The following is a 12,568-nucleotide window of genomic DNA, read 5'->3' as shown; positions in this document are numbered from 1 at the left end:
ATCTATGATCTAGGGAATACTTAAAATTATTAAATGTGATTGAAATCACACCAATGTTTTTATTTATAAAAAAACATTAATAATAATTTTAATCTATAGATATAAGAAATCAAATTCAAGTGAATGAATTTGGGAGAGTATTAATGCATAAAGTTAGATATTTAAAAATAGCATTATTACAGATAATGTTAATTGCTGGTCATAGCAGTTATGCAGATAACCATCTAAAACCTATGACTGACGAACAAATGGCAAATACGACTGGGCAAGCTCTCATGAGTTTGAGCTATATTGCCCCAAATGATACCGTTAATCTGGAAACACATAGGTCTGGAGGGGATACAGGTATTGGTTTTTATAAATTAGGGTTAGAGGCAGAGCTTGAAATTAATGCCAATATTAAAAAACTACAATTAGGCTGTGGTGGTGTAAAAGGGGCAGGTTGCGATATTGATATCGATTATTTAAGTTTAAGTGGCATCTCAGATACAAATACAGGGCGTGCTTCTTCTTCTGCAAAGTTGGTTAACCCATTTGTAGAATTTGCAATAAAAAATCCAAATAGTGTTGCAACTAGGCAGGTTACTGGGTTGAGGTTAAGTTCTGAAGCTGCTTACGGGATGATTTCTTTTGGTTTGGAAAATGCTGAAAAGACCAATGCTGATGGGAGTAAAAGTGGTATTCCGAGCGGAATCAACAGCCTGAGTGGTTATCTGGTGGTTGCGGCTACAGGTGGAACGGTAAATGTAAATTCAATTAGTAATTTAACTCAAGCTGAAACAGGTACTGCTATTAAGGGGAAAGCTTGTGATAGCTATTTGGGGGCTTGTGGTCTTATTAGGGCTGATTTTACTACCAACGATTATAATTTAAATCTTGATACGAGTAATAGTACCAGTAAACTCACACTTGCAGAGCAGGCGATTACGGGTAGCCGTATATCATCTTATCCACTGCTCGCAACAGCATTGGTGAGTGGGATAAATTTATCTGGTACCGTAGATGCTACAGCTAAAGTGTTAGGTATAGGTATTCCTTTATCTGGAGATTTGAGCGGAACTGTAAACAATTTAAATGTAGATGTTACGATCAATGAAAGTCTGGGATTATTTCATAAGGCAGACCTCAATGGCACACCAATGTCAATTGCATTGCAATCTAAAGGCATCATGTGGCCGGGTACAAAATCTATAGCTCAACAAGGCTGGTGGTTGGAGTTATCTAATCCAATTGAGATCGGAGATATTACACCGAGTAACAATGTTGATATTGCGATGAATACAATTAAAGATACATTGGGTTTGGTTGGACAATACCTTACGGATAATCCGATAAAATGCGGAGCCTTAACAGTCAATTGTCTAGTTGTAGGAAAGATTGACACTGGTGCTGTAAACTTAATTAATTCTTCTCATGCAGCCATGACACTTACGGATGTGAGTTTAGCCAAACAGTCATTTGCCCCGAACTGTCACGGAAATTTAAAGTTCTGCTAATGTGAACTTTGAGTGCATGAACATGATTTTACATATTATGTTTGTTATAGATAAAATAAAAGCCAGCGATTCGAGTGATGGTGAAATCGCTGGCTAAAATNCTTCCTTAAATTGGCTACGGCTGCTATTCATAACCTTTTCATCGAAGCATAGTTAGTCTCTTGGAGTTAAGGTAGCTTTGCCGAAAATTGCGGATGCCAGTGCAATTATTGATCGGTTGTCACGACCTTATACTTATATAACGTCATCATCTTTTATTTGGTTGACAAAAAATTTAAAAAAAATGAATTTTTTTTTATAATCGTTTTATATTGTATTTTTTGGCAGATGAAATGCTTGTTTTAGGCAGATATTATTTTTATTTTTTTCTACTTTGTATTGTCTTTACCATGATTTTCGGGGTGATTGCTGCTTTACTTCCACTTGGAGTAGGTATTGTATTCACTGCTTTTCCTTATCTATTTGCCATGATTGTCGTTTTATTCTATTTTTTAAAGAAAAATAAACGTGCGCCAACACCACTGGAAAGAAATAAAATAGCATTAGGTTTTATTATTATTTTTTTTCTATATAACGCGTTATATGCTGTTTTCGGACCAGTCTTTTTTTCTATGGGGGAGCCAGAAGTCTGGGCGAATTGGTTTAAGCAAATGAGCAATCCTCAATTTCTTTTTGCTGTGTTTATCCCATTATTAATTTATATGATTCCACTATATTTGGTTACTTTCTGGTTCTATGGTAAACAAGCTCACAGAATGTCCAATAAAATGTTTAATTAAGCATTTTATTGATTAAAAAAATACTTTATTTACTGATTTATAAAGCTTATTTTATATGTAGTATTATTTTTATTAGGTGGTCTGATGTACAAAGCCACTGTTTTAGTTACTGGGGCAACAGGTTTTATTGGTTGGTATTTAATCCAGTATTTACTTGAAAACCGCTATTTGGTTATTGGATTAACTCGTCAAAAGAATAAACTTTCGTCAAGAACAAATCTTATTTGGATCAATGATTTTGATGATATCCAAACGAAGCAGATTGATTTTGTTGTTAATTTGGCGGGAGAGAAAATAGGTAAAGGACTCTGGACAGAAAAAAGAAAAAATGAGTTGTTAAAGAGCAGGATTGAAACTACACATAATTTATATCAATGGCTCAACGATCAAAATATTTACCCTAAGTGTCTGATTTCAGGTTCTGCAGTGGGTTATTACGGTATTGATTCAAAAGAGCAATGGAATACGGTGTGTAGTGAAGATACCCTGCCTCAAAGTATTTTTATGTCACAGCTGTGTTATGAATGGGAAAAAGCTGCATTAAAGCACGCTCAACACAACACAAAAATCATTCGTTTAGGTGTGGTTTTGGGTAAAAAAGAGGGAATATTTCCTAGAATGGTTTTACCAATTAGGATGAATCTGATCGGTAAAATTGGTTCAGGTAAACAGCCTTTATCCTGGATCCATGTTGATGATGCCGTACGGGCAATTGAGTTTTTGTTTTGTTTACAGGATACACAAAAAATTTTTAATCTGGTTGCACCTGAACATGTGTGCCAAATGAAGTTTGTTGAATCCGTGTGTCGTATTTTGCATAAAAAAACTTATTTGAATCTTCCTGGTTTTTTGGTACAGGTATTATTTGGAGAGCAGTCCCAGCTGATGTTAAATGGACAGTATATTTCAGCTGAGAGACTCATCAATGCGGGTTTTGAGTTTAAATATGCTCATTTGGAAACGGCTTTACAACATTTGTTAGATGTTAACTAGTTTATTGTGCTTAAGCCTTGTGGTCGAATATGCGGAAGGATCGACGATAGTTTTTTGCTCTAATATGAGTTGTCTTAGCAATTGTGCTGAAGCTGGTCCCATGCATAGACCATTGCGATAATGTCCAAAATTAGCCCATAGGTTTTTTATCTCAGGCATTTGACCAATATATGGGACCCCATTTGGAGAGCCAGGTCTTAAACCTGCCCATTGTTTTTCAATCGGGAAACTAGCAAGTTCTGGCACCATTTCAAAACAGGTCGCTAAAATATTTTGTTTAGTCTGCTCTGTCGGTGTTGTATCGAAACCTACATGTGCGACACTTGAACCACATACAATATGTCCATCTAGGCGTGGAATAAGGTACATGACGTTATTCATGCACATCGTTGGAAGCCAGTTTTCTGGTGCTTTGAAGAGCACCATTTGACCTTGCACAGGTTCTACAGGAATATCCAGTTCCAGTTGTTCAGACCACTGTGCACTCCATGCCCCTGTTGTGATAATGAATTGATCTGCAAAGAATGTTTCCCCAGAGCTAGTTTCAATAGATTTTATTTCATCATTATGGATGTTGAATTTTGAAATAGGTGTATTTTCTAGAATATGGATGTGAGGATGTTGTCTTAAGTATTTTTCTAGGGATTGTAAAAGTCGTGGATTTCGAATATTTGAGATCTCAGGAAAAAAGATAGCCTGTTTAAACTGTTCTGAAATATGTGGATTTACCTGTTCTAACTGTTCCCTTTGTAGATATTCACAGTATTGCAAAGGTTCATTAAATTGATCTTTATATGCTAACCCAGCTTCAAAGTCTTGTTCATCAAAAATCAGCATGCCTGTTTCATGTATCTGAAAATCTATGCCAGATAGCGGAGATATTTTTTCATTCAGTTTCTGATAAAACGGTTTGGCAAACTGAGCTAAAAGATTGACTGCGTGAGGATATCGCCAAGGATACATGGGGGAGAGGATACCACCTCCAGCCCATGAAGCAGCCTTACCTGCTTGTTGTTGATCAAAAATTGTGACTTCACAGCCGTTCTCAACAAGTTCAAGTGCGGTGAGTAAACCACTAACACCTGCTCCAATAATGGCGATATGCATCATGCACTCAATATCTTCAGTTAAATTCTATTTTGAGATAAAGAGATCAATTAATTGATCTCTTTAAGTTTACGCGCAGCATCTTCTGCAAAATATGTCCAGATTCCATCAGCACCAGCACGACGACAGCACATCAATGACTCCATAATCACATTTTCGGATAACCAGCCATTTTGAATGGCCGCAGCAAGCATGGCATATTCTCCACTGACTTGATAAACGAAAGTAGGTACACCAAAAGTATCTTTTACTTCGCGGACAATATCCAGATAAGGCATACCGGGTTTAACGATCACCATGTCTGCACCTTCTTGGATGTCAAGCGCAATTTCATGTAATGCTTCGGCACGGTTACCAACATCCATTTGATAAGTGTATTTGTTGCCACCTTTAAGGTTTGAAGATGAACCAACAGCATCACGGAACGGTCCATAGAAGCTTGATGCATATTTTGCTGAATACGCCATGATACTGGTATAGATATGACCATTGGCTTCGAGTGCCTGACGAATTGCTCCGATACGACCATCCATCATGTCGCTTGGTGCAATGACATCTGCACCAGCATCAGCATGACTCAATGCCTGTTTTATTAAACACTCAACAGTTTCATCATTTAAAACATAGCCATTTTCATCAATAATTCCATCTTGACCATGTGTGGTGTATGGATCAAGTGCACCATCAGTGATGAGTACCATTTCTGGTAATTCTTTTTTCAAAAGGCGTAAAGTATTTTGTACTAACCCATCTTCATGCCATGCAGCTTCAGCAGTTAAACTTTTGTCTTCTTGTGGAGTAACAGGAAATAGGGCAAGTTTGGAGACACCCAATTCAAGTAAAGTTTCGGCTTTTTTTAACAAAAGATCAGCAGATAAACGCTGCACATTTGGCATGCTTGGAATATCTTGAGTTTGTTTTTGACCAGGTAACACAAATACTGGATATATAAGATGATCTGCAGTGAGCTGTGTTTCACTTACCATCGCCCGAAGTTTGTCATTTTTACGGATACGGCGCATGCGAGTGGCAGGAAATGCAGGACGATTGAACGTATAAGTCATAACAATCTCGATGATCAGTATTAAACTACGAGCTATTGTAGCCTCATTATTTAGTTTTTGGGAAAAAGCATTGTGTTTTTTCTCAAGATAGGACATTTGATTTACTTATGACTGACTCGCAAAAAAAATGGACAGGAAATATTCACCTTGGCGCCAAAGTGGATATTAATGTTGTTTTAAGCCAACTCACTCAAGCTTTTAATAGCTCACCTTATTTTGCCCATAATAATATGCTCATGCGTGTTGTAGATGGTGAAATACAGGGTTATATAGAAATGCAGCCAAATCTTATTGGTAATACTGCATTTCAAATTTTACATGGTGGTGTTGCTGCAACACTACTGGATAGTATTGGTGGGATCGTTGCGATGGGGGAGCTGTATAAACGTGCAGAACCTGAGACGTTGCCAGATGTACTTAAAAAAGTCGCTCGTATGGCAACTGTTGATATGCGAGTTGATTATTTAGCCCCTGGACGCGGACAATATTTTGTAGCGACTGCTGAAGTACTGCGTATGGGGCGAAAAGGTTGCACTATGCGAATGCTGATGGAAAATGATGAGGGGAAAGCGATTGCAGCTGGTATCGCCTCATATGCTTATTGATAGTAGTTCTATAGGGATTTAGTCAGTTTTTTATACATCATAAAGTCATTAAGTCAGGCTTGGTGACTTTACAGAAGGGTAGTTTAAGTTGAGAAAAATATAAGAAAATTGATATTTTTCATTGTATTTTTCAATTCAACACTGGTTAGTTACATTTAGATTATCCTGTTTTGAGTTTTATCTGTAAAATTGTTGACCAAAATTTAAATCGTTGGCTTTCTGATTTTACCTCCAGACCAATAAAATATGCCCCAAGTTTCTAAAGCTAAGTTCTATTTTGAAACTTGTGTGGATCTAATAAATTTGATCAAGTCAAAAATAGACCTAGGAATAAACGATGACGGATGCACAAAATACGACTGCACCTCAAGCTTCTGAAGCGACAAATGATGCAGCAATGAAAGTGAAGCGAAAGAAAATGCTAACTTTAGTTGCAGCAATCGTCATTATTGCCGCAATTTTATATGCTTTATGGGTATTTGTTTTTCACAATACCGTGAATACTGATAATGCTTACGTCGGTGCAGATACGGCTGAAATTACTTCAATGGTCAGTGGGCAGGTTGAGGAAGTTCGGGTAAGTGATACGCAGCAAGTAAAAAAGGGTGATATCCTGGCGGTTATTGATAAGAGTGATGCTCAGATCGCTTTAGCTCAAGCAGAAGCTCAGCTTGCCAAGGCAAAACGCCAATATACCCAAAGTTCGGCGAATAGCAGCTCACTCACATCACAGATTTTGGTGAGTAAAGATGATATTAATAGTGCTAATGCCCAAGTGATACAGGCACAGGTTCTGTTAGAAAAAGCTCAGGATGAATATAAACGTCGTACCCAACTTGCAGCATCTGGTGCAATTTCTAAAGAAGAATTGGCAACGTCATTGAGTAGTCTAAATAATGCTCAAGCGAGTTTGAATGTTGCTAAAGCTGGTCTGGCTCAGGCTGAATCAAAACAAAAAGCAGCACAAAGTAATCTGGATGCCAATGAGGCTTTGATTAAGGGAACTTCACAAAATTCTACACCTGATGTATTGGTTGCTCAGGCACAAGTCGATCAGGCAAAACTGGATTTATCCCGTACAGTCATTCGTGCGCCTTTGGATGGTGTGATTACAAATCGTACCATTCAAGTGGGACAACGTGTTGCACCAGGTTCGGTATTAATGATGGTCGTACCGCTGAACCAGATTTATGTCAATGCCAACTTTAAAGAAAGCCAATTGAAGAAAGTTCGTGTGGGACAGGCTGCAACACTGACTTCTGATCTTTATGGTGACAGTGTTGAATATCACGGTAAAGTGATCGGCTTTTCTGGTGGAACGGGGGCAGCTTTTGCATTGATTCCGGCACAAAATGCAACAGGTAACTGGATCAAGGTCGTTCAGCGCCTACCTGTACGTATCCAGCTAGATCCGAAAGAGTTACAAGAACACCCGTTACGTGTTGGTTTATCTATGGATGCAACCATCGATCTAAAGTCGAAGTAATGGGTCTGAATATTCATGAATAGCACTCACCAAACGATGCCTGGAGAGCTTAAAGGTGGCATGCTTATGCTTGCTGCTTTTGTATTGGCACTTTCCAATTTTATGGTGGTCCTGGATATGACCATTGCCAATGTTTCTGTTCCACATATTACAGGGAGTTTAGCTGTTTCAAGTTCTCAAGGGACCTGGGTGATTACATCTTATGCAGTTGCAGAAGCGATTTGTGTGCCGTTAACAGGATGGTTGGCTGGTCGATTTGGGGCTGTTCAAATATTTCTCATTAGCCTGATCGGGTTTACTACATTTTCCATTTTATGTGGTTTATCTTCCAGTTTGGCAATGCTGGTGATTTGCCGGATAGGGCAGGGATTATTTGGTGGACCAATCATGCCACTGACCCAGACTTTACTGATGCGAATTTTCCCGCCAGAAAAGCACTCTCAGGCGATGGGGATGTGGGCAATGACTACAGTAGTCGGACCAATTCTGGGACCTATTTTGGGTGGTTCAATCAGTGATAACTGGTCATGGCACTGGATTTTCTTTATCAATATCCCGGTTGGTATTCTTTGTGCACTGGGTACAATTCGTCTATTACGCGGAGTTGAAACACCGACAGCCAAACTTAAAATTGATGCGATAGGATTAGGTTTGCTTGTTCTTTGGATTGGGGCATTACAATTAATGCTTGATCTGGGGCATGAGCGTGACTGGTTTAGTAACAGTTTTATTTGTGCATTAGGTATTATTACTGTCATCGGATTTGTTGTTTTTCTGATCTGGGAAATGACCGAGAAGCATCCAGTGGTTGATATCAGGATTTTTCGATATCGAGGATTTTCAATAGCAACCATGTCTCTGGCTTTTGCATTTGCGGCTTTTTTTGGCAGTATTGTCCTAATCCCTCAGTGGTTACAAATGAATATGGGATATACGGCGACATGGGCAGGGTATTTAACCGCAACCATGGGGTTCGGTAGTTTAACCATGTCACCTATAGTTGCAAAATTGGCGACAAAGTACGATCCAAGAGCATTGTCCAGTTTCGGATTAACCATACTCGGTGTTGTAACACTTATGCGAGCATTTTGGTCAAATGATGCGGATTTTATGACACTGGCTTTGCCACAGATCATCCAGGGGTTTGCTGTCCCATTTTTCTTTATTCCTCTGTCTAATATCGCGCTAGGTGCAGTAAGACCTGATGAAATTGCTTCAGCAGCAGGTTTGATGAATTTTGTGAGGACTATGGCAGGGGCGATAGGTGCATCTATTGCAGTAACGATATGGGATGATCATGCCAAAGTTGCCCGTAGTGAAATCGTTTCTACAATGCATGCTGCACCTACACAACAGCAATTGGTTGAGCATGGTTTTAGTTCACAAGGTGCTTTGGGAACAATTTCAAATCTGGTGGATAAAGAAGCCTTAACCTTGTCTGTAAATCATGTCTTTTTAATTTTTGCTGTGATTTTTATTATTGCAGGATTGCTTATCTGGTTGTGCCCTAAACCTAAAGCAGGAGTAGCTGCAGGGCATGCGCATTAATAAATGCTCGAGTTTATAATTTAATAGATTATGGTTTTAAGCCCTCTCCTTTAAAAGGAGAGGCATTTACTTTTGGGCTTGTTGAGTTAATTTAAATCGGATTTCGCTCGTTTAAGTGCAATATTCCATTCAGTTAAGCGTTTTTCTCTTTCATCCTGACTCATGTTTGGTTCAAAAGCTTTATCTAGCTGCCATGACTTTGAAATTTCATCTAAGTTTGAAAATACACCAGCCTTGAGACCAGCCATGGCGGCAGCTCCCCATGCAGTAGATTCCAAGAGTTTAGGACGTAAAACGGGAACATTTAAAATATCTGCCTGAAATTGCATCAACATATCATTGCGGCTAGCACCACCATCGACACGTAGTTCTTTCAATGGCTTGGCTATATCAGCTTGCATCGCCGTTAATACATCTGAAACCTGAAAAGCGATAGACTCAAGTGCTGCACGGGCAATATGTGCCTTAGTCGTACCACGAGACATCCCACATAATAATGCACGGGCTTCACTGTCCCAATGCGGTGCACCTAATCCAGTAAATGCAGGAACCAGAACTACGCCATCACTATCTTTTACCTGACAGGCCAGTCTTTCGACCTCATCACTTTTCTGGATAATACCTAAACCATCACGTAACCATTGCACGATTGCACCAGCCATAAATACGCTACCTTCGAGTGCATAATTGGCCTTGCCCTGACAGTTCCATGCAAGGGTGGTCAGTAGCTGGTTTTGGCTATACTGGATTTCACCATCGGTGTTAAACAACATAAAACAACCTGTACCATAGGTGTTTTTGGCAGATCCAGCCTCAAAGCAAGACTGTCCGAACAGTGCTGATTGTTGATCTCCCAGAATACCTGTAATCGGGATATCAGCGCCAAGCAGACCATGTGCGGTATCTGCTACATATGTATCTGACGCGATAATCTCAGGTAAGACAGAGTGCGGAATATTAAACGTATCAAGTATTTCTTCATCCCATGTTTGGGTTTTCAGATTCATCAGCATGGTTCGGGAGGCATTACTGACTTCAATCACATGTTTGGAGCCTTGGGTTAAATTCCAGATTAACCAGCTATCAATCGTTCCAAAAGCAACATGTCCCTGATTTGCCAGTTCCCGAAGTCCTTCGGTATTTTCTAAAAGCCAGACCAGTTTTCCTGCACTAAAATATGGGTCTATTCTTAAACCTGTTTTTTGTAGAATTTTTTCCAGATTATTTTTTTCTAAAAGCTGATTACACCATTCTGCTGCACGCCGGTCTTGCCAGACAATCGCAGGTGCCAAAGGATGTCCTGTACGTTTATCCCAAACAACTGTTGTTTCTCGCTGGTTGGTCAATCCTAAAGCTTTAATGTCTTTTGCCAGTAAACGTGCAGAGGCAATAGCCTGTTGGACAACTGCAATTTGTGTTGTCCAGATTTCTTGTGCATCTTGTTCTACCCAGCCTGAATGAGGGGTTTTTATATGTATTTCCCGTTGAGCTGTTGCATGAACTTTTCCATGTTCATCGAAAATAATCGCTCGACATGAGGTTGTTCCTTGATCAAGTGCAAGTAAATAGCTCATATTTTTTATTTTTACTCTTGAAAAATGTTGATAGTAACGCAATTATGTAATTAAACGCAGCTCATTTAGTAAATGTTGTGAATATTCATCGTAATTTTCTGCATTTATGATATGATTGCGCTGTACTTTGGGGATGTTATTGGCTTCGACGCTGATGATGAAACTCATAGATGCATGCCGAGAGCGCATTTCCTCTCGTAAATAAAATTTGCATTTAAATAGTCGCAAACGACGAAACTTACGCTCTAGCTGCCTAAGGGCCGCTTGTCCGCTTCACTGAATACTTGTGGTCAGTGAACCCGACCGAAGCGAACGCACACAAGTCCGTATAGAGTCAAGCCTTGGGGCTTTATACCAAACTTAAAGGATCGCACTTTGAACCCTGTTCGTCGGGTCTCTTGGTGTTAAAACAATAGACGATATCTAAGCATGTAGTATTCTCGAGCGTAGTGTTGGCGGACGCGGGTTCAACTCCCGCCATCTCCACCAAATACCTAGCTTTATATAACTGAATATGACGTGATATAAGGCGGAAAGGCTTGATTCTAAAAGGATCAAGCCTTTTTTTATTTCCATATATAACTACTTTTGTAGTGGGATGATTTTTGTATTTTGGTATGTATCCCTTACATTTTATTGGACTCAAGGGGGATACGTGAAATGAAAAAAGCTGACATAAAACTCAGCCCTTTTTCTGACATCGTACTTGCTAAACTTGAACCTGAAGAAAAAGAGTATTGAAAGAAAGGAAGCTCATCATAGACTTTTTTGATTTGAAGCTTGATGTTGGACATCTTTTAGTTTTGCGTTCATGTGTGTTAATATTTTGGTGATATTTTCACCTTCTTCATCATTTAAAAGACATATATTTATAAACTTTGGGGAGCTGAACTCGGGCTTTAGGTTTAATCTTTCAATGTGATAAAGATTGCCTCAGCTTCCAATAAATAAAGTTCATTAATCAATAAAAATTCGCGATATTGATGAACTAAATTTTCATTTTTCTCTCGATGTACTCTGGCATTTCGAAAAGCCATGTATGTACCAGTGAATAAATTAGCTCGACCTTTAATCTCTGAACTATCTGGTACACCCCAACCTAATAATGCATTTTCACCTTGAAATACTTGTGCAAACAGTTTAGTGCTGTGTTCATTTAAGCCAGTACGGATTCTTATAGTATCTTCAAGTCGCTTGTATGCTTTAATCAATGCAGAGTCGGGATCTTGCTTAAACAGTAAAGCTAGGTCGAAAATCCTGTCATCAATAATCGAGTAGGGAAGTTCTAGCGGATAGTAACGTTTTAAATTAGATGATTTGGTAACTACGTATTCAAAAGGATAGATATAGTTATGCAGACGGATGGGACGAATAATTTTTTCTTTGAAAATAAAATCAATATCTTGATCGTTGAGTGAGGCATTATTTAGTTTGCTCATAAGCTTTGAATTAATAAGAATTTCTTCTGTATCTATTTGATGTTTATTTAAAATAGTTAAGGCTTTTGCTAGCCCTTTTGGTCCTTCTCCAGGATATCCTGAGGTGAACCCCGAGCGGATAATGTAAAAATTCTCTGTCAAATCTTTAAGTATAAATGCGTGGGAATGCTCACTTGTGAGTAAGCGTGCATCGCTTAGGTCTGTATTCGTCTGGATTAAATTGCAAAGACTATATAGACATGTTTCTGTGATTCCAGCTTCACCTAAGTAATTTGTATGGTAATAGTTTTCTGTCTTGAACATTTTTNTAAGAATTAATAAATAGTTGTTTGAAAAGATAATGGGGTAAATTGGGGTAAAAATCTATGATTTTAATTTTTTATGTCTGAACATAGTTAGCTATAGTGTATATACGCTGTGTATATCGTCTTATATATTGCATATTTAACCTCATCCAAATCTCTTTTAGAATAAAAA

10 protein-coding genes and 1 other RNA gene are annotated in these 12,568 nt (G+C 38.7%); 7 read left to right on the top strand and 4 right to left on the bottom strand.

Annotated features, from left to right (window positions below; all coding sequences use genetic code 11):
* The first annotated feature begins 143 nt into the window (after nt 1-143).
* From KPC_RS11960 to KPC_RS11950, 3 genes are all read left to right on the top strand, one after another.
* A complete protein-coding gene (locus KPC_RS11960) occupies nt 144-1,496 on the top strand; it encodes a hypothetical protein (RefSeq protein ID WP_121974604.1) in 1,353 nt (450 codons plus the stop codon).
* A 332-nt stretch (nt 1,497-1,828) separates the two neighbouring features.
* Entirely contained in the window at nt 1,829-2,275 is a 447-nt protein-coding gene (locus tag KPC_RS11955; RefSeq protein WP_121974603.1) for an ABZJ_00895 family protein, read from the top strand.
* An 84-nt stretch (nt 2,276-2,359) separates the two neighbouring features.
* Entirely contained in the window at nt 2,360-3,268 is a 909-nt protein-coding gene (locus KPC_RS11950) for a TIGR01777 family oxidoreductase (protein ID WP_121974602.1), read from the top strand.
* Here KPC_RS11950 and thiO read toward each other — a convergent pair.
* Nucleotides 3,254-4,375, bottom strand: a complete 1,122-nt coding sequence (thiO, locus tag KPC_RS11945) for a glycine oxidase ThiO (RefSeq protein ID WP_121974601.1) — start codon at nt 4,373-4,375, stop codon at nt 3,254-3,256. The genes KPC_RS11950 and thiO overlap by 15 nt on opposite strands.
* 50 nt (nt 4,376-4,425) lie before the next feature.
* Complete coding sequence (gene hemB / locus KPC_RS11940) at nt 4,426-5,439, bottom strand: porphobilinogen synthase (protein ID WP_121974605.1); 1,014 nt, start codon at nt 5,437-5,439, stop codon at nt 4,426-4,428.
* 107 nt (nt 5,440-5,546) lie between these two features.
* On the opposite strand from hemB, the gene KPC_RS11935 reads away from it, so the two are divergent.
* The 3 genes from KPC_RS11935 (at nt 5,547) to KPC_RS11925 (ending at nt 9,078) form a co-directional block, all read left to right on the top strand.
* Complete coding sequence (locus KPC_RS11935) at nt 5,547-6,044, top strand: thioesterase family protein (protein WP_121974600.1); 498 nt, start codon at nt 5,547-5,549, stop codon at nt 6,042-6,044.
* A 337-nt stretch (nt 6,045-6,381) separates the two neighbouring features.
* The gene (locus KPC_RS11930; RefSeq protein WP_121974599.1) at nt 6,382-7,530 is read left to right on the top strand and encodes an HlyD family secretion protein; all 1,149 of its coding nucleotides are present in this window, start codon (nt 6,382-6,384) and stop codon (nt 7,528-7,530) included.
* A 15-nt stretch (nt 7,531-7,545) separates the two neighbouring features.
* Nucleotides 7,546-9,078, top strand: coding sequence for a DHA2 family efflux MFS transporter permease subunit (locus KPC_RS11925; RefSeq protein ID WP_407641990.1), 1,533 nt, complete (start codon nt 7,546-7,548; stop codon nt 9,076-9,078).
* An 86-nt stretch (nt 9,079-9,164) separates the two neighbouring features.
* Here the strand turns inward: KPC_RS11925 and glpK are convergent, their stop codons facing one another.
* Nucleotides 9,165-10,652 (bottom strand): glycerol kinase GlpK, encoded by a 1,488-nt coding sequence (gene glpK / locus KPC_RS11920; protein ID WP_121974597.1) that lies wholly within the window; start codon nt 10,650-10,652, stop codon nt 9,165-9,167.
* A gap of 129 nt (nt 10,653-10,781) precedes the next feature.
* Here glpK and ssrA point away from each other — a divergent pair.
* Nucleotides 10,782-11,141, top strand: a transfer-messenger RNA (tmRNA) gene (gene ssrA / locus KPC_RS11915).
* 416 nt (nt 11,142-11,557) lie between these two features.
* Here the strand turns inward: ssrA and KPC_RS11910 are convergent.
* Nucleotides 11,558-12,394 carry a TIGR02391 family protein gene (locus tag KPC_RS11910; RefSeq protein ID WP_121974596.1) on the bottom strand — a complete coding sequence of 279 codons (837 nt, stop codon included), beginning with the start codon at nt 12,392-12,394 and terminating at the stop codon, nt 11,558-11,560.
* Nucleotides 12,395-12,568: the final 174 nt, after the last annotated feature.

Source organism: Acinetobacter stercoris, from assembly GCF_900323515.1.
GTDB classification, from domain to species: Bacteria; Pseudomonadota; Gammaproteobacteria; order Pseudomonadales; family Moraxellaceae; genus Acinetobacter; species Acinetobacter stercoris.
This window is presented reverse-complemented; position numbering and strand designations above follow the sequence as displayed.

Bases quoted from the DNA above. Each gene is read 5' to 3' on its own strand.
- KPC_RS11960 (WP_121974604.1), top strand. From the start codon at position 144: ATGCATAAAGTTAGATATTTAAAAATAGCATTATTACAGATAATGTTA.
- KPC_RS11955 (WP_121974603.1), top strand. From the start codon at position 1,829: ATGCTTGTTTTAGGCAGATATTATTTTTATTTTTTTCTACTTTGTATT.
- KPC_RS11950 (WP_121974602.1), top strand. From the start codon at position 2,360: ATGTACAAAGCCACTGTTTTAGTTACTGGGGCAACAGGTTTTATTGGT.
- thiO (WP_121974601.1), bottom strand. From the start codon at position 4,375: ATGCATATCGCCATTATTGGAGCAGGTGTTAGTGGTTTACTCACCGCA.
- hemB (WP_121974605.1), bottom strand. From the start codon at position 5,439: ATGACTTATACGTTCAATCGTCCTGCATTTCCTGCCACTCGCATGCGC.
- KPC_RS11935 (WP_121974600.1), top strand. From the start codon at position 5,547: ATGACTGACTCGCAAAAAAAATGGACAGGAAATATTCACCTTGGCGCC.
- KPC_RS11930 (WP_121974599.1), top strand. From the start codon at position 6,382: ATGACGGATGCACAAAATACGACTGCACCTCAAGCTTCTGAAGCGACA.
- KPC_RS11925 (WP_407641990.1), top strand. From the start codon at position 7,546: ATGAATAGCACTCACCAAACGATGCCTGGAGAGCTTAAAGGTGGCATG.
- glpK (WP_121974597.1), bottom strand. From the start codon at position 10,652: ATGAGCTATTTACTTGCACTTGATCAAGGAACAACCTCATGTCGAGCG.
- KPC_RS11910 (WP_121974596.1), bottom strand. From the start codon at position 12,394: ATGTTCAAGACAGAAAACTATTACCATACAAATTACTTAGGTGAAGCT.